This window comes from Thermosynechococcus sp. B1 (assembly GCF_030322985.1).
Taxonomy (GTDB): Bacteria; Cyanobacteriota; Cyanobacteriia; order Thermosynechococcales; family Thermosynechococcaceae; genus Thermosynechococcus.
The window spans coordinates 2,322,407-2,343,963 of sequence record NZ_CP096573.1 but is presented as its reverse complement, the minus strand read 5'-3'; the positions used below and the strand labels follow the sequence as shown (position 1 = coordinate 2,343,963).

Genomic DNA, 21,557 nt, shown 5'->3' with positions numbered 1-21,557 from the left:
AACCCTCGATCGCTCTGACCGAGGGCAGCACCTATGGCTCAAGAGGGGAACTATTGCAATTAATTTTCAAGAGCTGGGTTCAGAAAATTTTCTAATTGCCTGAAATTAAATCCCATGGCGCGCAGGGCATGCCAAAGGTGACCCTGTAGGAAGAAAAAGGCAAGGAAGAAGTGGGCATTGGCCAACCAAGCCCGCGGGGTATGCTGCCCAAGGGGCAAGTCAATCGTGTCGGCAAAATAGGGAGCAACTCCCAGTTTCACTTCTAGGGGTGGCCCATAAAACTCTACGGGATAGGCGAGGGTATTCACCGCACAAAAATAGGCCGCTACAAATCCGGCGAGGGCAATGCCGCCAAGGGAGTAGGAAAGGATAGCTTCAGCATTAAACATCAGCACTTTTCGCGCCCAAGTCAGCGGTGGTACCAAAATATGCCAAATGCCCCCTCCAATGAGCAAAAGGGCGACGTAGATATGCCCGCCCACAAGGTCTTCCAAATTGTTAATACTGGCGAAGTGGGTTTGATAGCCATAGATGACAAAGGGATCCAAGGTGGGCTGGGTGACAAGGCGTACCGTTTGCAAATTGGCATCGTACAACCCGCCCCAGATTGTTGCTTTGAGCACCAGTAGCAGGGCACCGAACCCCAAGAAGAGCAAATGGTGTCCCAAAATGATTCCCAGTTGCTTTGGATCATCCCAGCGGAAGTGGAAACGGCGCGCCCGGCCACTGGCAGTACTCAGATCCTGAGGGGCACGAAAGGTATGAAAGAGTGCACCGGCACCCAGCACGGCTGAGGAAATGAGATGCACTGTGCCAATGACAAAGTAGGGGTACAAATCCACAACTTTACCGCCCTCGCCAATGCCAAACCCTAAGGTCGCCAGATGGGGCAGCAAAATCAAGCCCTGTTCCCCCATGGGTAGATCGGGTTTGTATTGGGAAATTTCGTAGAGCGTAAAGGCACCCGCCCAAAATACAGTTAGCGCTGCTTGCGCCACATGGGCGGCAATGAATAGGCCTGAGAGGTTCACAAATCGGGCATTGCCTGCCCACCAGTCGTACTTGACATTGGCTTGGCCATAGGTTTGTAAACCTGCACCTGTTGGTGGTGGTGTAGTCACAGAGGTTGGGGATTCACTGGCGATCGCCATACATTCCTCCTTCGATAAACGCATAATATCGACGCTGAACTTATTGAGGATAAATCTCAATAAAGCCTAGGCCTACTATAGCATCACTGTTGAGAATTATTAGCATCTGACAAGGATAAAATGTAAAGATATGTAACTACCCTCCAGCGGCAATCTGTATCTCCGAGAACTTGAGCAAGATCAAGCCAAGGCAGTAGGGTAATAGCAATAGGCTGTTGGCGGGCAAGTATGGCCATTTTGCTTTATCACGACGACGTGGCAACGGCAGCAACGTTGGTCTCCATTTTGACCACTGCGGATCATCGGGTGGATGTCGTTGCTCGCTCTGAAGACCTCTGGGGACTATTGGCCAGTAGTCGCTATCACCTATTGATTGTGGATGAGTCCCATTTAGGCACGGCAGTTGAGGCCTTTTGCCAGCAGGTGCGCGATCGCGGGTTTCAGGAACCCATTTTGATCCTGACGCGCAAGGATTGGCCAACCCAGCCAGAAACCCAAGTGATTTATTACCACTACCCCTGCTCGCCCGCTGCCCTTCTTGAAATTGTCCAGCAACTCCTCAGCGCGATCGCCACCTCCAAACCTGACAATCATAACGACTCAGGCCTGCCCCTTGTCCTGCACATTGACAACGACGCCGAGTTAATTCGCTCCCTTGAGGAGCACTCCGTTGATGGTGGGTTCCGCTACGTCGCTATGGATAGCTGGCCGCTGGTCAACACCTTACTTGAGGAATGCTGGCCCAATGCTGTCATTCTCAATCCTGAAGTGATGCCTGATGAGGTAACCACCCGCGAGTTCTTGCAGCAGTTGCGGCAACATCGTCCCTCCATCCCCGCCCTAGTATTTACTGCCCGTGACACCTGGCGCGATCGCCTCGCCGCCATTCGCCTTGGCTCACGGATGACCCTGAGTAAGCCCGTAGATGTCGAGCGGTTGTTGCAGACCCTTGAACAGTTGCTCCAGCCTCAAGAAATGACCTCCGCTAGTATCCTGACCGTGGATGATGATGCCGTCACACTGGCCATCTTGAAACGGCTCTTGGAACCCTGGGGAATGAGTGTCACCTCCCTTCAGGATCCCGATCAATTTTGGGATGTCCTAGAGGCCACCAACCCCGAATTGGTCATTCTCGATGTCCAGATGCCCGGTATTAACGGCCTAGAACTCTGCCAAGTGGTGCGCAATGATCCCCACTGGAACCAGCTGCCAATTCTCTTTCTCACCGCAACCACCGATCCAGCCCTCGTCACCCAACTCTTTGCCGCTGGCGCCGATGATTTTGTTAGCAAGCCAATTGTCGGCCCTGAGCTAATGACGCGGATCATCAATCGCCTAGAGCGTACTCGCCTCCTGAAACGCTTGGCAGAGGTAGATCCCCTCACGGGATTGAGCAATCGTCGTAAAGCCACAGAAGAGATTGAACGCTTTTTGACCCTTGCCAACCGCCAACAACAAACCCTTTGCATTGCTGTTTTAGATTTAGACCATTTCAAACGTATTAATGACACCTATGGCCATGACGTTGGGGATCAGGTATTGGTAACCACTGCCCGCATGCTGCGACAGTCCCTACGGATGGAAGATGTGGTTGCTCGCTGGGGTGGCGAAGAATTTTTAATTGCCCTCTATGATATTTCCCTTGATGTGGCCAAACACCGCCTTGCCATCTGTTTACAGCGATTGCGGAATCACACCTTCCACGCCCCCAACCATGACAGCTTCAAGGTGAGTTTTAGTGCCGGCATCAGTCAGTTTCCCACCCATGGACAGAGTTTACTGCAACTAGTGAAGATAGCGGATGACGCCCTCTATGCCGCTAAGGCAGCAGGACGTTCTCAGATTGTCATCGCACCAAAAGAGGCTGCCCCAGAATTTGCCAACGCTTCCTCCCCAGAGGAATAAGCTATCCTAAAGGAGCACACTCATTCTTAGTAAGACTTGGCGTCAGCACCGTTAACTGCTCTGAATGTATGAACCTTGAGGCGTCCCCTGCGCAAAATGCCACGATTTTACTGGTGGATGACGACCCTAATCTTGTCCTCTTGGTCAAGGATTACCTTGAGATGCAGGGGTATCGTGTACTGACGGCAGCCCATGGCAACGAAGGTCTGGCAATTCTGCAGCAGCAGACGCCCGACTTAATTATTTGTGATGTGATGATGCCCCAGATGGATGGCTATAGCTTTGTCAGTGCAGTGCGACAACAAACACACCTCAGTTGGTTACCGGTGCTCTTTCTCTCGGCCAAGGGGCAAACCCACGATCGCATTAAGGGGCTGCAAACGGGGGGGGATGTTTACTTGGTCAAGCCCTTTGAACCGGATGAACTCTTAGCCCAAATCCAAGCCCTCCTCAAACAAACCGCTCGCCTACGGGAAGCCCAAGGACTGCAATCGCCGCCTGTGCCCACCCCACCCCCCGGTGTCGAACTCACCCCCACAGAAACGCGAATTCTCCAATACGTCGCTCGGGGCATGTCGAATCGTGAAATTGCTGCTGAGCTACACGTGAGTCAGCGCACGGTGGAAAGCCACGTCAGCAATATGCTGGGGAAAACAGGCTGCCACAATCGTACTGAATTGGCTCGCTGGGCGATCGATTACCATTACGTGTAACATACTCTCGACGATCGCGGGGCTTCCCGCCTAGTCGCTAAACCCATATCACCGCTGCATGTGTTCTGCCAATAGGGCTTGGGCGCGGGGTTTATAGAGCAGATAGAAGAGTGCCTCCATATAGCGCATCATGTCTTCGCGGTTTTCTTGGGAAGAGAAGTTCCAGAAGCCGTAAATCTTGGCGAGGGAGAGCAGGCGTGTGCAGTGAATTTTCCAAGTGTAGGTGCTGTAGACCCGCTGGATACCCGCTTTGGAAATTCGTTGCCACTGCTGCGGATCGCGATCGCAAGCCTCCAGAAAGCGGACAATAGTTTCAGCCATTTCTTCTAGGTGGGTTGGGTTGATATAAAAACCATTCACCCCATCTTGAATAATTTCCAGAGGGCCACCAAAGCGGGTACCAAAGGTGGGCAGACCACTGATCATGGCTTCCAAAATCGTCAGGCCAAAAGCTTCAAACAACGCCGGCTGGACAAAAATCCCTTGGCGATCGGCAATGATGCGGTAAATTTCCCCCGAATCTGCTTTCGGTAAACGAATCCCCAGCCAGCGAATTTTGCCATGGAGATTGTACTCGTGGATGATTTGATAGAGCTTCTCAATTTCGGCGATTTCCTCGCGATCGCTGGAGTCTTCGGTACGCAATTTCCCTGCCACCAAAATTAAATTACACCGCTCTTGCAGTGCTTTGCTGCGGCCAAAGGCCTCTGCCAATCCTGTGAGGTTTTTAATCCGATCCAACCGTGCCATCGAAAAGAGAGGGCGTTTTTCGGGATACTCTAAGTAACCATAGATCTGCTGCGGATCCTCAAGGGTAAAGAGCAGTTCCTCCAACCGCTGGCGATCGCCCTCTAGCCGCTCCGTGTAGTGGTAGTAGGGAAAGTAAACCTGTTCATTCACCCCCGGTGGCACCACATTAAATTTCGGGCTAAAGAGTTCAATGCCATTCACCACATGGTACAGGTCAGGCATCGTAAAGGATTGATAGGACTCGTACTGGCCAATACTGTCGGGTGTGCCCACAATCTCTTGGTAGGTGCTGCTGATGATAAAGTTGGCAGCATTCATGGCAATCAGATCCGCCGTAAATTGCATCGAGAAGTGATATTTATCCTCTAAGTCCTGCCAGTAGAGGTTACTAAAGAGGTATTTAGATTTCTCGAGGGCATGGGCAATGTTGCATTGGGTCACCTTCATTCGCCGCGCCAGCAAAAAAGCCACCAAGTTGCCATCGGAATAGTTACCAATAATTAAATCGGGCACATGGCCAAATTCCGCCCGCAACTCCCGCTCCGCGTCAATGGCAAAGGTTTCCAAATAGGGCCAGATTTCAAAGCGAGAAATCCAGTTTTGGGTCACCTTGGGATTAAATTCCCGAAACGGCACCCGCAGGATCCAAGCGTTGTTGGTGCCGTAGATTTTCTCTAGGCGTTGGTTGCACAGCGTTCCTTCGGCATTGGGAATCAGGCGAGTCAGGACAATAATTTTAGGCCGTGCCTCCAGTACCCCCAGCCCTGCCAGTTCTAAATCCTCCCGCATTTGTTTTTCAAGGCTTTTCACTTGATCGAGGATATAGACCACCTGCCCGCCGGTGTCGGGTCGCCCCAGCACCCCCTCCTGGCCAAACCAGCCGTGGGGAGAAATGAGGGCAATGCGAAAGAGCATCGGAATCCGCGAGACAAAGGCCTCTAGCACTTGGTGATCGGGCGAATCCAAGAGTTGATCTAAAATTTCTAGGGTGTCGCGTACCCGTGCCGCCGTATTGCCCCAACCCGGTTCAAAGCCCAGATTTTGGAGTTCAAAGCGAAACTCACTGTAGGCCTCGTCGGAGGCGCGATCGCTCAAGGCCACAAGAGCTTGCTTCACCTGTTCTGAGAGGTGCTGAGGAGAGCGAATCCGCTCATTAATCAGGAGTTGATAGCCGTTGTAGCGGTGAATTTGCAAAAAGTTAAAGAGGTTCTGCTGCCACTGGCGCGGATCTTGGAAAAGTTTACTAGATAAGTAACGGTTGAGAAATTCCACCCCCTTACCGATATTCTTGGCATCACGGATGATCGGCGAGTAGTCATAGAAGGGCTGGACATCAATTTCAAAAACATCCCCCTCGTTGGGATGGTACCGATTCACTAGGCGATCGCGCAGATCCAGTAGCTCTGGAATCGTCATCGGCACGATCGTCAAATCCTCCACCAGCAGCCGACATACCTCCTGCTGGGCAATCCGTGGCCGAATAATCCAACACAGACTTTCGTTGTCAACAATGATCTCTTGGGTATAGAACACCAGCTTGCTGAGGCGGGATTCGAAGGGTGTGGGGACAGGGCGATCGAGGTCGCGACAGTAATCTGCAAAGGCGCCCAAAATATCATTGCGCAGGAGATAGCGTTTTTCCCCTAGTTGCAGGATGCGTGAAAATTGGCGCAGATCGGCACGTTCATCACTTTCAACAACGGATTCGAGGAGGACAGAGGTCATCGGCAAACTCACAACACGGCTTTTACCTGAGACGGCACAGCGGCTCAAGTCGTTTCTATTCTAGGTTTCTCCCTGAATGGGGTCAATTTTGCGCTAGCGATCGCCGGATTTGGCCATAGTTCCAAAAACCAAACCACAACGACAGCAACAATAGCGCACCTGTCAATCCCAGCAGTGGCACAAGGCCAAAATTACGGATCAAAATCGGTGCTGCCGCCGTAAATAAGCCACCGCCGACAATTGGCTCAAAGAGAATTTGCTTGTAGGCAAAACTTTCCAAGGCGCCCGATTGGTTGTGGGGATCCACCATACGAATCAGCAATAGCCCAGTAGATGTCACCCCCATCGATTGCCCCATGTCGCCAATTCCCCGCTCAAACCAGAACATGGGCAAAATTCGCGGCGCTAAATAGAGCATGACAAAGAGATTCCAAGCAATTCCCCCCACACTCAAGAGGAGAAAGGGAATGAGATTTTCACCAATGGCGGCTAAAGAGAGGGTGGCCAAGGCGGTAATAATCGTCACATCCAAGGCGACACCGCCAATACGGTTAATCAGTGGCCGGCTAATCAGGTACTGTTTGCGCCAACGGGTCAGGATGAGCTGCACAATAATGCCACCGATCAGCGCCAAGGGAAATAGGGGCACATAGGCCATGAGCTTCAAACCCGTTTGTCCCCAAGTGAGACGCTCTAGGAGTCGCAGCGCTTCAAGAATCACCCAGCCCACAATAATCGCCAAACCCACAAAACAGAAATTTAATGACAAAGGATCAATGAGTAACTCCCGCAGCAGTTGTCGCCGCCGTTGCCGTGTTTCTAGGTCATCGTGGGGATGAGGGTCGAGATTCTCCTCGGTTTCAGAGTCCACCAAGGGTTTGATCTGCAAGCGCCCTGTGCGCCGTGCCCAGTTGATCAGTGCTACTCCAAAAACCACCCCAGAGACTAAGCCCACAGTGGCCAAGCCCAAGGCCATATCAGCCCCAGCGGTAAAGTTTAACTCCCTAAAGGTATCGGCCATGCCGGCGGCAGTGCCATGCCCCCCCTCAAAGCTGATCTCAATCAGGGCACCAGCAATTGGATCCATGCCAAAGACAGGAGTGAGAACGAGCAACGTCAGCAGCAGCCCCACCACGTATTGCCCCCAAGCCAAAATCTGACCAAAGGCGACCTGCGGCGAAGCTTTCTGCCAAATTTCCCGAGGGCTAGGGATGATCTCCCCTAGAAATAGACAGGCAAAAACTATGTTGATGAAAATGCTGGGGGACTGCTGCCAAACTTCGAGGATGTCTTCGGCAAAAAGGCCGTTCCCTAAACCGGAGTTGGCAGCAATTTGACTGGCGATCGCCCCCAGCACACTAGGGCCAAGAATGAGTCCCAAAACGCCCGCAATCACTGAACTGGGCATATAGAGCGATCGCATCAGTACCCAACGCTGCCGCACGATTCGCCCCAAGAGTAGCAAAACACCAATAAAAATAAACGCCCAGAAAACCGTAATCAGCCTAAACATCCGCCATGCCAACTCTGAAGATTGTCGTGATCATAGAGCCTGCAACCGTAGGACTCAACCCCTTGCCAGTCTGTGGCTGCGCAACCAATCCAAAATCAGGCCATTGACGCGATCGGGCTGCTCATCGTGGGGGCAGTGACCGGTTTGATCTAGCTCCACCACTTGCATTCTTGGCTGTGCCTGTTGAAACCGTTGACTTAGCGCAGGCGGGATGAAGCGATCCTGTTTGCCCCAGATCAGCAATAGGGGTTGGGACACCGTTTTGAGCATCGTTTTAGCACTGGGGCCAAAGTCTGTACGACTCATGGCGCGGGTTATTTGCACAAAGGCGCGATCGCTACCATCGTCATAGGCAGGCGTGAGCAGGATTTCCAATAATTCATCATCCACACAATCAGGGTTGGCGTAGGCCAATTGTGCCCAACGCTTGACAATGAAGGGACGGCGAATCGCGTAAAAAAGGGTGCGCAGCAGCCAAGGAGCCGTAAAAATCTGTTCAATTCCGCTCACCAGGGGGGCGATCGCCCTTGGAATCAACTCCTCGCGCACCGCTGGATCCGGCAGACTTAGCATCACCACCCCCGCCGCCATCTGCGGATAGCGATAAGCACAGGTCAGGGCAATCAACGCCCCAATGGAGTTGCCAACAATCACCGCTGGCTGCCCGACAATCTTCTGCCAAAAGGCATGAACCTGAGCCGCCCAAAACTCAGCCCCATAGGCCGCAATGGGCTTTTCTGCTGCCCCCAACCCCATCAAATCAAGGGCATAGGTCGGCTGATGCTCTCCCAAGAGCCGCAAATTGTATCGCCAGTGCCCTAGAGAAGCCCCAAAGCCGTGGAGCAAGATCACTGGAGACCCCCCATGAGCGGGTCGCCAAAAACTATAGCGACTCTGCCATCCCCGCCAGCACCACTCCCGCTCGACGCCATAACGATAGGGGTCTACCAGTTGTCTCATGCACCTATTCGTCCAATAATGACTTCTATCTTAGTTATGAAGTTTTGCAACAGGTTCATCCAGCCCCAAAAAGGAGTTCGACCTTGAGTCCATCAGCAACAGTACAGACAAAGGATGCGATCGCCCCCCACGGCGGTATCCTCGTCAATCGGATTCTCTCCCCCGAACAAAAACAGGCGTGGCTCGCCCGTGCCGATCAATTGCCCCGCATTACCCTCGATGAACGCGCTGTCTCCGATTTAGAACTCATCGCCATTGGTGGCTTTAGTCCCCTGACCGGCTTTATGGGACAGGCCGACTACGAGCGGGTCGTTGAAGAAATGTACCTTGCCAATGGGTTGCCTTGGTCAGTTCCCATTACCCTCTCCGTCAGTGCGGAGGTGGCGGCTCCCCTAGAAATTGGCCAAACCATTCGCCTCGATAACGCAGCCGGTCAGTTTTTGGGAATTCTTGAACTCACCGAAAAATATACCTATGACAAACGCCGTGAGGCGCGCTGTGTCTATCGCACCGAAGATGACAAACACCCCGGTGTCAAGGTGGTCTATGAACAGGGAGAAGTCAACCTTGCAGGCCCGATTTGGCTCCTAGAGCGGCATCCCCATCCCCAATTTCCCAACTATTGTATTGATCCGGTGGATTCCCGTACCCTCTTCCGTGAAAAAGGTTGGCGTACCATTGTGGGGTTCCAGACCCGCAATCCGATCCACCGCGCCCACGAATATATCCAAAAATGTGCCCTTGAAATCGTCGATGGTCTCTTTTTGCATCCCCTCGTAGGTGCCACCAAGGAGGATGACATTCCCGCCGATGTGCGGATGCGCTGCTATGAAATCATGCTCGAGCACTACTTCCCCAAAGATCGGGTGATTCTGGCCATTAATCCGGCAGCGATGCGCTATGCAGGGCCACGGGAAGCCATTTTCCATGCCCTCGTCCGCAAGAACTACGGCTGTACCCATTTCATTGTTGGTCGCGATCACGCTGGTGTGGGGGACTACTACGGCACCTACGACGCCCAACATATCTTCGATGAATTTGATCCAGCGGCCTTGGGGATTATTCCCTTGAAATTTGAGCATGCCTTCTACTGCACCCGCACCCAGTCTATGGCCACCAGTAAAACTAGTCCCAGCAAACCCGAAGAGCGCATTCACCTCTCAGGGACAAAGGTACGGGAAATGCTGCGCCGGGGCGAATTGCCACCTCCAGAGTTTTCGCGTCCAGAAGTAGCAGCAGAACTGGCACGCGCCATGCGACAACCGCAACTCACGCCATAGCCTAAACATAAAACGAGGGGGTCAAGCTGACGGCAGCAAGACCCCTAACGAAGTTAGCAATGACGAAGTAACTCAACAACTAACGTGGACAAAACGTGGTTTTAGCTGGCGATCCAAACCCCCACTAGGCGATCTCAACCGATCAAGCTTGGAGCATGGACACTAGGTAATGAATTGCTGTCAACGTTGACGACCTTGGATACTGGGAGGTTACCTAGCTTTACCTTAACTCCCATGGACGACAGGATGGGGACTTCGGCAGTAACCACACAAACGATAAGGCTGGATAAAGCGAGAAGACAACTATACAACGGTGAAGCTCAAAGGATTGGTTTTGATATTACTCGCAAGACAGGAGTGAGATTTATCTTGGAGTAACTTTGCTTTATCCCGAACTCAAGGACTGGGAGGCACAAGCCTTAAGTTCACTCTTATCGTTAACCTTTCTTTCTGTGCCTACTTTTAAGTTAGCATAGGCCTTTGGGAATGCTCAAATGTTAACGGGAAATTCAATATCTGAAATATTCCTTAACTGATTCTGCAATATGCTGTTAGATTCAGTGGTTGCAACCTTTTGGTGGTATCCTTAGCGCTGGGCGTTATCTCTAGGTTTTAACAGTTTGGGCGATCGCCCCAAGCTCATAAAAAAAACTAAAAAAACTGCACCAGCCCCCTAATTGCCGCTATGGCGGAGCTGATGCGGAAGGAATACTAGTTATTTTTACCTGTAAAGTCTCTACAGGGATTCTGCTTGCGGAAGACAGTAACTAACTCTTACGGGAGGGCGTTCCCGTGAAGGGCTGTGCTCCTGTAGAAGGATAGTGATCATTGCGAGGGGTGAAGATGCGCCCAAATGCCTCCATCAAAAAGACCATCATACTTTGCAGTTTCTCACGTAGTGCTTTTAACATAGGTCAACTCCTAAAGAAAGCGATTTAGGCTTCAGCCTTTGGCTTAATGATTGAACACCGCAGGAAAAACTTGAAACTTGCTCTCCCGAAGCAACGGAATCGGACTTCGCCTCAAGATCATTAGGTACAGCCCTTTTCACATGAATGGAACACACTCAAAACAAGTAAGGCTCCTATAGAGGAGGTTCATTTCCCCTTATGCAGCCCGTACTTAGAAAAGGGCTGTAAAGGCTGTACTTTTAGTATAAAAAATCAGACCAGTTACCTGAGAGGGTTTGAGACAATTTTTTATATGCTGAATAAGAAAGTTATTCATTTGTGAAATTTTGCTCTGAATGAGATCACACCCATGACATTTATTCCCCCTCTTTCTGATCTTTCACTGCGGGCACAGGTGGCGCAGATGGTGGTTGTACGAGCCAGTGGCTACCTCTACGACAGCCAGATTCAGTATCCCGCTTGGGAGCCGCCCCAAAACACCTTAAAACACTGGATTAAAGACTGGGGAGTTGGTGGGGTGATTCTCTTGGGGGGCAGTGCCGTCGAAGTGGCAGAACGCTGTCGGCAACTCCAATCTTGGGCCACGATTCCACTGTTACTAGCGGCAGATATTGAGGAGGGGGTTGGTCAACGCTTCAGTGGTGCCACACAATTTCCCCCGCCAGCAGCTTTAGGTGCCATTGCCCAAAAGAACCAAAAACGGGCGGTTGACCTTGCAAAGGAAATGGGGGCATACACCGCAGCCGAAGCTTTAGCCATTGGCTTGAATTGGGTTCTCGCCCCGGTGGTGGACGTGAATAATAATCCCGCAAACCCAGTGATTAACGTGCGTGCCTTTGGCGAGGAGCCAGACATTGTGAGTACCCTTGCAACCGCGTTTATTCAAGGGGCACGTGCCTATCCAGTGCTCACAACGGCAAAGCACTTTCCCGGCCATGGGGATACAGCCACGGATTCGCATTTGGAACTGCCCGTGATTCCCCACGATCGCGATCGCCTGCAAGCCATTGAATGGCCGCCCTTTGTTGCTGCCATTGCCGCCGGGGTGGATACCGTCATGAGCGCCCATGTCCACCTACCCACCTTGGATGCCGGGCCACCCGCCACCCTGTCTCCCCCGATTCTCACGGGAATCCTGCGCCAAGAGATGGGGTTTAAGGGTCTAATTGTGACCGATGCTTTGGTCATGGGGGCGATCGCCAACACCTACGGTACCGCCGAAGCTGCCGTCAAAGCCGTAGAAGCAGGTGCCGATATTCTGCTCATGCCCTTGGATCCGCCGGCAGCCATTGAAGCGGTGGTTGCCGCCGTTGAGTCAGGGCGGATTCCTCCTGAGCGCATTCAGGCCGCTGTAGCCCGCATTCAAGCCGCGAAAGCTCGCCTTCAGCCTCTAGCATTACAGTTGGACTATTTCCAAACGACACCAGCCGTTGAGGTGGCCACCACCATTGCCCAAGACAGTCTCGAGCGGGCTGGCCAAGCCTTGCAACCTGTGCCCTTAGGGGTGAATTGTCTGATCGTGGATGATGCTCTACACGCTAGCTTTTTGAACCGTACTTGTCCCGCATTGACACTGCCCCCCACTTGGGGCTTTGACCAACGGGTGGTGATTGATCAGCAAACGCCCCTCACCATGATTGAGGGCTTCCCCAAGGCACCGACCTTAGTGCAGGTGTTTAGTCGTGGCAATCCCTTCCGAGGCAAAGCGGGTTTAAGTGCGCCAGCGATCGCCACCCTCGAACGACTGCAAGCCCAAAATCAACTGGCGGGTCTGGTAGTCTATGGCAGTCCCTACGCCTACCGCGAAATTGCCCAGCATCTGCACTCCGACGTGCCCCGCGTTTTTAGCTATGGGCACTACAGCATCGCCCAAGGTCTGGCTCTAGCGTACTTGCTAAAGGTTTCCTGATCTTTTGCGAGGGAATCGATAGGGAACCCCTATACTCTCTGTACGTCCCTAGAGATACCCCCATAGAGCTTGGTCTTTCATCACCATGATTAAGTTTCCCACTGCGGTTAGCTTGGCAACGCTCTACACAGTCACCACAACGCTGGCGATCGCCCCCCTGAGTTTCGCCGCCCCTCAGTCTTGGCTCGATCAACCGCCGCGCAACTGGAATCCCAACCTTCCTATCCTAGATATTCCCCCACGGGGCAATCCTGATCCCAGTGAGTTGAACCGCTGTCGCAGCACCCTACGTTCTCCCCAATCCATGGCCGATCGCCTGATCCAACAGCGAGGCTGGTATCTCGTGGGCACCCCCATTCGCCATCAGAATGTGGAAATTATTCTTGGCAATAGTCGCTTTGATGGCATGTGTCGCCCGATGGGGTATCAGGCCTTTGTTTTTTCCGGAGGACGTTACTTGGGAACGCTATCGCCGAATCTCATGGATTCCCGCGCTGATGGCTCATTCCTAGGCGAGGTCAAGTTCCAAAACGATGGCACCTTCACCGCAGACTTTGCCCGCTACACGCCCAATGATCCCCTCTGTTGCCCCAGTCGCATCAGTACTGTCACCTATCGCCTCGCAGGGGGACTCCTACCCCTGCCGCGCTTGGTGCCTGTGGCGGTTTCCACACAAGCAACAGCAAATAACCCTCCCTCCCAACCCCCAGAACTGAGCCTCAGCGGTCAACGCTGGCGTCTCAGACGCATTGGCAATCAAGCCGTGCCAGTGGATACCGCCTTTATTGAGTTTGATAGTGCTAACCGCCGTGCCAATGGTTTTACGGGCTGTAATAGCTTTAATGGTGGCTACACCGCCAACGGCCCGCGTCTGCTTTTTGCCCCCTTAGCCACCACCCAACGCCTCTGCGGCCAAGAACCCCTTCAGAGTGTGGAAACCCAGATGCTACAGGGGCTAAGTCGCACCAATCGCTACCGCGTTCAAGGAAATACGCTGCAACTCTTTGAGGGCAATCGCCTGCTATTGACCTTTGAAGCGGGTGCGACGGAAAGTCCCCTCAGTGGCCGCTGGCAACTGCAGCGCCTAGCCAATATGCCGATGCCACCGCGCAATCCCATGAATACGGCGTTTATTGAGTTTGATAGCAATGCCCAGCGAGCAACGGGCTTTAGTGGCTGCAATAACTTTAACGGTGGTTACAGCGTCAATGGCCAGCAATTGCGGTTTTCGGCAGTGGCGACAACGCGGCGCGCCTGTATTGGCCAACGGGCACAAAGGATGGAGATGTCGTTTTTACAGACCCTTGAGCAAACGAACCGCTACCGCATTGAGGGAAATACATTGACGTTCTATGATGGCGATCGCCCCCTTGCGATGTTCCAGCGAACACCCTAGGGAAGATCTGCAATCTTAGTGACTTTTCATGACTGAGAAACCTCGTCCCCGCAAAAAAAACCGACCGATCGCGACCCGCCCTCCTCGCCCCCAGCGACGCACCCCAGCTCAACCAATTCGGAAAGCACCCCCAACTGCCGAGGATGCCCCCGAACTCCTCTATGGCCGCCATGCCGTGCTCTCAGCCCTTGAAAGTGGCCGCCCCTGCAACCGTATTTGGGTGATTCCCTCGCTGCGCTACGATCCACGTTTTCATCAACGCTTGAATGAAGCTAAACAGCAGGGGGCGATTATTGATACCGTGACCCCCGAACGCCTCGATCAACTGTGCCAGGGGGGGCGCCATCAGGGGATCGCCCTTCAGGTGGCTGCCTATCACTACTGGTCCCTTGAGGATCTCTTGGCCAAGGCCGCAACCGTGAATCAACCAGTACTCTTGGCTGCCGATGGTATTACGGATCCGCAAAATCTTGGTGCCATGATCCGCACTGCGGAAGCCCTGGGCATGCAAGGGGTGATTATTCCTCAACGGCGAGCCGTGGGCATTACTGCAACAGTGGCCAAAGCCGCCGCCGGCGCCCTAGAGTATTTGCCGGTGGCACGGGTGATTAACCTCAACCAAGCCCTTGAAACCCTTAAAGAAGCCGGCTACTGGATCTATGGCCTCTCGGAACGTGGCGCGGTGCCCCTACCGAAAATTACCTTCGATCGCCCTACGGTCTTTGTGGTTGGTAGTGAAGGGGAAGGAATTAGCCTGCAAACGCAAAAGCACTGCGATGAAATTGTCGCCATTCCCTTGGCGGGGCGCACCAATAGCCTAAATGCCTCAGTGGCGGTGGGCATTGCCCTCTACGAGATCAGTTGTCAGCGATCGCCCGCTTGGGATTTGACCCAAGCATCAGAGGCCTAGGAAACCGCTACCACAGACCGCAGGGCAAAAATTTTATTGAGAACCGCCTCGACCACCTTATCGGGAGTGGAGGCACCGGACGTAATGCCAATGGTGATTGGGCGATCGGGCAGCCAGTTCTCGGTAACAGTGAGAGCGTGATGCAGCGGTTTGTGTTCAATGCGATTCCCCGGCCCAATGCGATCGGCAGAATCAATGTGGTAGGAAGGAATCCCATGTTCAATGGCAATTTCTTGGAGATGGGTGGTATTTGATGAGTTGTAGCCACCGATTACCACCATCAGATCTAAGGGTTCCTTGACCAAGTTCAGCATTGCATCTTGGCGTTCTTGGGTGGCATCGCAAATCGTGTTGAAGCTCATGAAGTGCTCATTGAGGCGATCGGGACCATACTTTTGGATCATCGTGCGTTCAAAGAGTTTGCCAATTTGTTCGGTTTCCCCCTTGAGCATCGTTGTTTGATTGGCAATGCCGACCCGCACCAGATCGCGATCGGGGTCAAAGCCCGCAGAACAAGCCTTGGCAAACTTGGCCATGAAGGCCTCGCGATCGCCTCCCTTGAGGATGTAATCGCAGACATAGCGGGCTTCTTCGAGGTTGAGGACAATCAAATAGGTGCCCGCAAAGGAACTGGTGGCGATCGTTTCTTCGTGGTTGTACTTACCGTGAATGATCGAGGTGAAGCTCACCTTTTTGTGCTTTTCAACACTGTGCCACACTTTCGAGACCCACGGGCAAGTGGTATCGACAATCGTGCAGCCCCGCTCATTCAGCAGTTGCATTTCTTGGACACTGGCACCAAAAGCGGGCAAAATCACCACATCCCCTTGGCGCACCTCACTAAAGTCCTTTGCCCCATTGACCACCGGAATAAATTCCACGGCCATTTGCCGCAGGCGCTCATTCACCGAGGGATTGTGGATAATTTCATTCGTGATCCAGATGCGCTCCGTGGGAAAGTGGGTGCGGGTTTCATAGGCCAAGGCAACGGCACGTTCTACCCCCCAACAAAAGCCAAAGGCCTCCGCCAAGCGAATCGTTACATCCCCCTCCTGCCAGCGATAGCCATTGGCGCGGATTTGCTGAATCAGCGAACTTTGATACTCCCCTTGCAGCTGCTGGTTTACTTCCTCACCGTGGCCAAAGCCTTTGCGGTGGTAGTTTTCGGAACTATGTAGCGATCGCTTGAATGCGCGGGTATCCATTGGCTTTCCTCTGAAGCAATCTGTATGGTATTTTGACACACTCTATAGCGCAACCATGGGGCTAACTCCCCGTTGTGCCAACTCCTGTACCGTTTCTCGCGCCCAGCGATCGGCGGCCAAAATGTCCTCTAGGGTAGGGTTGTTAATGTTTTGGGCAGAGTAGCGATCGCAGGTCATCTCAATCAGGCGGGGAATCTCAAGGAACGAAATCGCCTCGGCAATAAAGAGCGCCACCGCCTGTTCATTGGCAGCGTTCAGCACCGCTGGCATTGCCCCACCAGCGCGACCCGCAGCATAGGCCAGCCCCATACAGGGATACTTTTGGTGATCCGGCGATCGAAAGGTTAAATCTCCTGCCTTTACCAAGTCCAGTGATGACCAGTTGGTGGGAATTCGCTCTGGCCACGAGAGGGCATACAACAGCGGCAACCGCATATCTGGCCAGCCCAACTGCGCCAGCACGGAGGTATCCTGCAACTCAATCAGCGAGTGGATAATGCTTTGGGGATGGATCACAATCTCGATATTGTCGTAGTCCATGCCAAAGAGGTAGTGGGCTTCAATCACCTCTAGGCCTTTATTCATCAGGGTTGCCGAGTCCACAGTAATTTTGGGTCCCATTGACCAGTTGGGGTGTTTGAGGGCATCGGCCACCGTCACTTGCGGGAGTTTTTCCACCGGCCAATCACGAAAAGCGCCTCCGGAAGCAGTGAGAATAATTTTCCGCAGTCCTCCCTCGGGCACCCCCTGCAAACACTGAAAAATCGCCGAGTGCTCAGAATCAGCGGGCAAGAGCTTGACACCGTACTCCTGAAGCAGCGGCAAAACCACGGGCGCACCGGCAATCAGCGTTTCCTTATTGGCCAAGGCAATATCTTTACCCGCTTTAATGGCGGCGATCGTCGGCACCAGACCGGCACAACCAACAATGCCGGTGACCACAACATCGGCATCCCCATAGGCCGCTACCGTCGCAATACCGGATTCCCCCGCCACCAGTTGCGGTTTTTGGGGCAGATCGGCCAGTGCCGCCTCTAACTCTGGCAGTTGCTTGGCATCGGCAATACTGACAATCTCCGGCTGAAATTGGCGAATTTGCGGAATCAGTCGCTCCAAGTTACGACCCGCCGCAAGGCCAACGACACGAAAGCGATCGGGATATTGGGCAACAATGTCAAGGGTTTGGGTACCAATGGAGCCAGTGGAGCCAAGGAGAGTGAGTGCCTTCACAGTTTTTGGGGGAGGGTCAGTGGACACCTTAATATCTACCGCAGGAGGGGACACAAGGCAAACCCATACCTATTCCGTTGAGAATAGCAAGAGGCGTTTCTCTAGTCTTTCCCAGTCATGGTGTTACCCCTTTCCCAACTGGTGCAGCAACTAAATCATAAAAAGGCCGAATTTCTCAGCTATGACACCGCCCTAGCTCAGGTGCGACAGGCCTACCAACAGGCTCTCAAGACATGGCAGCAGCAAACCATTGCCGACATCACCGCTGCCATTGATCCCCAGATCCCAGATTGGGGGGCACGTCCCATTGAACCGTGGCATCAGGGGTGGCGCATTCCCTTGGAGATCCAGTGGCCCCATCGTCAGGCGGCGCGGGAGTGGGCAATGACTCAACTCATGGATGTCACCACTGTGGCGGTGGATGGTTCCCAGATTGTGCCCAGTGAAGAGCTATTTTTGCCCGTGGGTGTGGTACAGGCGGGGTGGTTTCTCAATCCCCATCGGCGCGATCGCCCCTACGCCAAGGAAATTGTCCTTGAACTAATTACACCAGCGGAACTGCGCCAAGCGGAAGAACAGTTGCGACAGCCGCAAATTTATCGCTTCCACGAACGCTATATCCATCTGCGCCGCTTTGAACTGGAATTAAAAACCCTACGGGAGCGCATGGCCGAGGTAACCGCACCCGCATTACTATTGTTTGATGGCTCCTTTGTGGCCACGTTTGCCGAGTCCTATGCCCCCGAGTGGCAGAGGCGATATGTGGCGGCACTGTGCCAAACCCTTGCCGCGAGCCGGCAACACCAGATTCCCTTGGTGGCCTATATTGATAGCTCTCAGGCACGGGATTTGGTGACCCTTTTGGGATATCTGGAGCAGCTGGCGCCGAGTCCCCACCTCTCGGATGCCCAACTGTTGAGCACGGTGTTGACCCAATGGGGCGATCGCTCCCCTGTGTTTATCTGCGATCGCGGGGGCATCCTCGAACGGTATGGCCCTTGGGCTAAGAACATTGGCTTTTGCTACCTCAAGGCCCATCAGGGCTATCCTGTGCGCCTTGAACTCCCCCTGTGGCTCTACGAAGCGGGCTTACTGGATCAGGTGATTCGCTGGCTCTGCGGTGAACTGATTACGGGTCAAGGGTACCCCTACGCCCTCGAAGCGGCGGATCAATTGGCCGTTCTCCAAGGGAGCGATCGCCAAGCCTTCCTCAAGCAATTGCAAGTCTGGGCAGAGGGCGTCGGCATGGAACTGCGCTTTAGTCGCAAATGGGTAAGTAAGCAGCAGCGGCGTTAGCTCTATTGGGACGAATTTTGCAGCGCCTTCAGTGCCTGTTCCAATTCCCCTTGCGACCTCGGCATCCAGTCTTTGCCCCGCAATCGCCGCAACATTTCTAGGGCTTCCTCACGGGTTTGACCAGTATTTTGTTGGTGCCGTTGCCAGAAGTCGTCCCACCAGCCGGGGGGTTGCTGCTTGCTGCCTGTGTATTCCGTGGGGCGCCCAGTGTCACCATCAATGACGAGGCTGCCGACATAATCGGCATTGCTATAGACCTTGGCAATTTGATCCTTGATGTGGCGCATATCCTCGGCAGCAACAACGCCATTATCGGTGGCTTTATAAAATTGCACCGTGACGCGGATGGGGAAGCGGGGATCCCGCTCGATCGGCAGGTTATCAATTTCAGTGAAGGGGCCTTCCACCTTGCCATAACTAATGACTGCCGCCTCCACATTGGAACGACCAGCGCTAGGTGCTGCCTCCATGAGGGCGGGGGCGGGCATCGAGAAAGGGGGCATAACCGATCGGGGCCGAGGGGCTTGCTTCAGGGGCACTTGGATCAGCATCACCATATTCATCCCCGCCGCTTCCGCTTGGGCAGAGGTAATCTCACCACCACCAGTTCTCACCCCAAAATCACTGGCGCGTTGTCCCACTAGGCTCGCCCGTTCGCCATTCTTATTGAAAAACAGTCGCTGCCCCCACGTCTGCCCCGCTTCAAAGGCATCCCGCTTGTTGTCAATAACGGTGGCGCTGGTACCTTGGCGAGTGACGAGAATTGCTAAAACCGCTGGATTTTTTTCGTAGCTCTGGTAGTTAAACAGCACAGGGTTAAAGGTGGCTTCCCCTTGGGGTGGAATGGGTAGGAAACAGGCTTGGGCACTCACCAGCACATGGCTATCGCGATCGGCCAAAAGGGAGCGACGATTCCCTGCCCAGGAGCGGGGATTGTGGAGATACTTGCGGAAGTTACCGAGAAATTCCTTGAGGTTGACCCGTTGAAGCGGCTTGCCCTTTTCATTGCCCACCAAGATAAAGAAGCGTTCGAGGGGAATATCCGCTGTGCGATCGCTAAAATTGGGAAAGCGAATCACGGGCATCAGACTCAGTTCATAACCCTTGGTGCGTGGGTTGTACTGCTGAATTTGAATCGTCATGTCACTGATATTAGGGCCGACGGCAGAGTTGTGGTAGCGAGCGGTGTCCTCCCATGTGATGTCAAGAATGTTCAAGCCATATTGCTCGGCAAGCCGCCGCGCTTCTGAGTTGTGGATCATGCTGCGGGTGCGCTCAATGACTTGGCGGTAGCGATCGTAGTCAGCCACAGAAACGCGCGGTGGCGGTTCAGGTTTAGGGAGTGGCGAGGGGTTTGACTCAATTCCCCAATTGGGCTGACCTTGGGCAGAGGACATAAAGTTTTCTCCTGGGGAGAGCAACTTCCCCACTAAAAGGGTACCGAGAGCGAGTAAACCAATGAGGCCAAGGGAGAGTTTGAGGGGCACAGCCATAGCAGCGTTCTGAATCCTACCCTCTAGCCTAGTCAAGGAAACTCAAAATCCTGCCATGGTTTCACTTTTTGCAACAGGGTTTTAGGATCAAAAAGCATCCTTGCCCGCAAATTGCCTGTGTTATCCGCTGCTGAAATTCGCGATCGCGCCACCCACCTCAAATCAACACTTCCCCCCCATGTCCGCCTCATTGCCGTGAGTAAGTTTATGCCAGCGGCCGCGATTCGGGCTGCCTACGAGGCCGGCATTCGGGATTTTGGCGAAAGTCGCGTCCAGGAAGCGGCCAGTAAACGCACTGAATTGGCTGACCTCACGGATATTACCTGGCATCTCATTGGCCATCTGCAAACCAATAAAGTGCGGCAGGCGCTGCAACTCTTTGACTGGATTCACACCGTTGACCGCTGGAAATTAGCTGAGCGCATCAATGCCATTCTCAGGGAAACCGACGCCCCCAGTCCCCACTGTCTACTGCAGGTGAAGCTCCGCCCCGACCCCCAAAAACACGGCTGGGAAAGATCCGAACTGGAAGCAGCCCTTCCCCAACTCGATGCCCTCTCCCATCTGCGCTGCTGTGGCCTGATGACGATTCTGCCCTTGGGGTTGCCCCCCGCAGAGCAATTGCAAGTCTTTCAGGAATTGCGGGCTTGGGGCGAGGAACTGCGTACAAAACCGTGGCAGCAGCTGCAGTGGCAGGAGTATTCCATGGGTATGACGCAGGACTATCCCCTTGCGGTGCAAGCTGGGGCAACCATGGTGCGCATTGGCACGGCTATTTTTGGCGATCGCCAAGCAACGCTAGAAATTCACCACGAGTAATGCCCTTGGAAGGGGTTGGTTCGGGAATCATCACCGGTGGCGGAAAGAGGGGACTGCCCGGCGACCAAAGTTCAACGCTATCGCAGTGCTGATCGTAGTACTCAGGATCAGTGGTGACCCGCACCGCTTGGGGTAGGCCGGGGGCAAGGTAGGCCACATCCACGCGATCGCCCGCTGGGGAATGACGCGGCGCATCATACAGATAATGCCAAACCAAAGCACGGGGCGAACAGGTCAGAACTGGTTCAGGGGTGGGGGCAGCTTTTGCGACTTGAGGGGTATAGAGCGTTGGGGTTTCCCGCAGGCGGCGGGCTTGCAGGGGCAAAGGGCAGTAACTTTTCCTCTAGGGCAGCCGGCACACTCAGCACGCGGGCACGGCGCGATCGCCCCT

The 21,557-nt window shown here is 53.7% G+C and carries 17 protein-coding genes; 8 read left to right on the top strand and 9 right to left on the bottom strand.

Annotation, left to right across the window (positions count from 1 at the left end):
• Positions 1–59: 59 nt before the first annotated feature.
• On the bottom strand, positions 60–1,151 hold the full coding sequence (locus M0644_RS11585) for a chlorophyll a/b binding light-harvesting protein (RefSeq protein ID WP_286627193.1): 1,092 nt from the start codon (positions 1,149–1,151) through the stop codon (positions 60–62).
• Between the two features lie 228 nt (positions 1,152–1,379).
• Here M0644_RS11585 and M0644_RS11580 point away from each other — a divergent pair, with 228 nt between their 5' ends.
• The gene (locus tag M0644_RS11580; protein ID WP_286625802.1) at positions 1,380–3,056 is read left to right on the top strand and encodes a diguanylate cyclase; all 1,677 of its coding nucleotides are present in this window, start codon (positions 1,380–1,382) and stop codon (positions 3,054–3,056) included.
• A gap of 68 nt (positions 3,057–3,124) precedes the next feature.
• Complete coding sequence (locus M0644_RS11575; RefSeq protein WP_149821010.1) at positions 3,125–3,769, top strand: response regulator transcription factor; 645 nt, start codon at positions 3,125–3,127, stop codon at positions 3,767–3,769.
• A gap of 48 nt (positions 3,770–3,817) precedes the next feature.
• Here the strand turns inward: M0644_RS11575 and M0644_RS11570 are convergent, their stop codons facing one another.
• The 3 genes from M0644_RS11570 to M0644_RS11560 all read right to left on the bottom strand — a co-directional run bounded on the left by M0644_RS11570 (position 3,818) and on the right by M0644_RS11560 (position 8,717).
• Complete coding sequence (locus tag M0644_RS11570; RefSeq protein WP_286625800.1) at positions 3,818–6,244, bottom strand: sucrose synthase; 2,427 nt, start codon at positions 6,242–6,244, stop codon at positions 3,818–3,820.
• Between the two features lie 82 nt (positions 6,245–6,326).
• Positions 6,327–7,757 (bottom strand): sodium/glutamate symporter, encoded by a 1,431-nt coding sequence (locus M0644_RS11565; protein WP_286625799.1) that lies wholly within the window; start codon positions 7,755–7,757, stop codon positions 6,327–6,329.
• Between the two features lie 54 nt (positions 7,758–7,811).
• Positions 7,812–8,717 (bottom strand): alpha/beta fold hydrolase, encoded by a 906-nt coding sequence (locus tag M0644_RS11560; protein WP_149821004.1) that lies wholly within the window; start codon positions 8,715–8,717, stop codon positions 7,812–7,814.
• A gap of 83 nt (positions 8,718–8,800) precedes the next feature.
• On the opposite strand from M0644_RS11560, the gene sat reads away from it, so the two are divergent.
• Positions 8,801–9,997, top strand: coding sequence for a sulfate adenylyltransferase (gene sat, locus M0644_RS11555; protein ID WP_149821001.1), 1,197 nt, complete (start codon positions 8,801–8,803; stop codon positions 9,995–9,997).
• Between the two features lie 767 nt (positions 9,998–10,764).
• On the opposite strand, the gene M0644_RS11550 is transcribed toward sat, so the two are convergent.
• Positions 10,765–10,908, bottom strand: a complete 144-nt coding sequence (locus tag M0644_RS11550) for a hypothetical protein (protein ID WP_181495457.1) — start codon at positions 10,906–10,908, stop codon at positions 10,765–10,767.
• A 349-nt stretch (positions 10,909–11,257) separates the two neighbouring features.
• On the opposite strand from M0644_RS11550, the gene M0644_RS11545 reads away from it, so the two are divergent.
• The 3 genes from M0644_RS11545 to rlmB all read left to right on the top strand — a co-directional run bounded on the left by M0644_RS11545 (position 11,258) and on the right by rlmB (position 15,123).
• Entirely contained in the window at positions 11,258–12,817 is a 1,560-nt protein-coding gene (locus tag M0644_RS11545; protein ID WP_286625797.1) for a glycoside hydrolase family 3 N-terminal domain-containing protein, read from the top strand.
• An 85-nt stretch (positions 12,818–12,902) separates the two neighbouring features.
• Positions 12,903–14,213: an META domain-containing protein gene (locus tag M0644_RS11540; RefSeq protein WP_286625796.1), complete on the top strand. Its 1,311-nt coding sequence runs from the start codon at positions 12,903–12,905 to the stop codon at positions 14,211–14,213.
• A 28-nt stretch (positions 14,214–14,241) separates the two neighbouring features.
• Positions 14,242–15,123 (top strand): 23S rRNA (guanosine(2251)-2'-O)-methyltransferase RlmB, encoded by an 882-nt coding sequence (gene rlmB, locus M0644_RS11535; RefSeq protein ID WP_286625795.1) that lies wholly within the window; start codon positions 14,242–14,244, stop codon positions 15,121–15,123.
• On the opposite strand, the gene M0644_RS11530 is transcribed toward rlmB, so the two are convergent.
• Complete coding sequence (locus tag M0644_RS11530) at positions 15,120–16,328, bottom strand: 4-hydroxy-3-methylbut-2-enyl diphosphate reductase (protein ID WP_286625794.1); 1,209 nt, start codon at positions 16,326–16,328, stop codon at positions 15,120–15,122. The two genes, rlmB and M0644_RS11530, sit on opposite strands and share 4 nt — an antisense overlap.
• Positions 16,329–16,370: 42 nt before the next feature.
• On the bottom strand, positions 16,371–17,558 hold the full coding sequence (dxr, locus tag M0644_RS11525) for a 1-deoxy-D-xylulose-5-phosphate reductoisomerase (protein ID WP_286625792.1): 1,188 nt from the start codon (positions 17,556–17,558) through the stop codon (positions 16,371–16,373).
• Between the two features lie 117 nt (positions 17,559–17,675).
• Here dxr and M0644_RS11520 point away from each other — a divergent pair, with 117 nt between their 5' ends.
• Positions 17,676–18,854 carry a DNA double-strand break repair nuclease NurA gene (locus M0644_RS11520; protein WP_286625790.1) on the top strand — a complete coding sequence of 393 codons (1,179 nt, stop codon included), beginning with the start codon at positions 17,676–17,678 and terminating at the stop codon, positions 18,852–18,854.
• Between the two features lie 2 nt (positions 18,855–18,856).
• Here the strand turns inward: M0644_RS11520 and M0644_RS11515 are convergent, their stop codons facing one another.
• Positions 18,857–20,347: a hypothetical protein gene (locus M0644_RS11515; protein ID WP_286625789.1), complete on the bottom strand. Its 1,491-nt coding sequence runs from the start codon at positions 20,345–20,347 to the stop codon at positions 18,857–18,859.
• A gap of 117 nt (positions 20,348–20,464) precedes the next feature.
• Between M0644_RS11515 and M0644_RS11510 the strand changes: the two genes are divergently transcribed.
• Positions 20,465–21,166, top strand: a complete 702-nt coding sequence (locus tag M0644_RS11510) for a YggS family pyridoxal phosphate-dependent enzyme (protein WP_149820987.1) — start codon at positions 20,465–20,467, stop codon at positions 21,164–21,166.
• On the opposite strand, the gene M0644_RS11505 is transcribed toward M0644_RS11510, so the two are convergent.
• Positions 21,120–21,491: a hypothetical protein gene (locus tag M0644_RS11505; RefSeq protein WP_286625787.1), complete on the bottom strand. Its 372-nt coding sequence runs from the start codon at positions 21,489–21,491 to the stop codon at positions 21,120–21,122. The genes M0644_RS11510 and M0644_RS11505 overlap by 47 nt on opposite strands.
• Positions 21,492–21,557 lie beyond the last annotated feature (66 nt).

Bases quoted from the DNA above. Each gene is read 5' to 3' on its own strand.
- M0644_RS11580 (WP_286625802.1), top strand. From the start codon at position 1,380: ATGGCCATTTTGCTTTATCACGACGACGTGGCAACGGCAGCAACGTTG.
- M0644_RS11570 (WP_286625800.1), bottom strand. From the start codon at position 6,244: ATGACCTCTGTCCTCCTCGAATCCGTTGTTGAAAGTGATGAACGTGCC.
- M0644_RS11560 (WP_149821004.1), bottom strand. From the start codon at position 8,717: ATGAGACAACTGGTAGACCCCTATCGTTATGGCGTCGAGCGGGAGTGG.
- M0644_RS11520 (WP_286625790.1), top strand. From the start codon at position 17,676: ATGGTGTTACCCCTTTCCCAACTGGTGCAGCAACTAAATCATAAAAAG.
- M0644_RS11550 (WP_181495457.1), bottom strand. From the start codon at position 10,908: ATGTTAAAAGCACTACGTGAGAAACTGCAAAGTATGATGGTCTTTTTG.
- M0644_RS11540 (WP_286625796.1), top strand. From the start codon at position 12,903: ATGATTAAGTTTCCCACTGCGGTTAGCTTGGCAACGCTCTACACAGTC.
- M0644_RS11545 (WP_286625797.1), top strand. From the start codon at position 11,258: ATGACATTTATTCCCCCTCTTTCTGATCTTTCACTGCGGGCACAGGTG.
- M0644_RS11565 (WP_286625799.1), bottom strand. From the start codon at position 7,757: ATGTTTAGGCTGATTACGGTTTTCTGGGCGTTTATTTTTATTGGTGTT.
- M0644_RS11575 (WP_149821010.1), top strand. From the start codon at position 3,125: ATGAACCTTGAGGCGTCCCCTGCGCAAAATGCCACGATTTTACTGGTG.
- M0644_RS11515 (WP_286625789.1), bottom strand. From the start codon at position 20,347: ATGGCTGTGCCCCTCAAACTCTCCCTTGGCCTCATTGGTTTACTCGCT.
- M0644_RS11585 (WP_286627193.1), bottom strand. From the start codon at position 1,151: ATGGCGATCGCCAGTGAATCCCCAACCTCTGTGACTACACCACCACCA.
- rlmB (WP_286625795.1), top strand. From the start codon at position 14,242: ATGACTGAGAAACCTCGTCCCCGCAAAAAAAACCGACCGATCGCGACC.
- M0644_RS11530 (WP_286625794.1), bottom strand. From the start codon at position 16,328: ATGGATACCCGCGCATTCAAGCGATCGCTACATAGTTCCGAAAACTAC.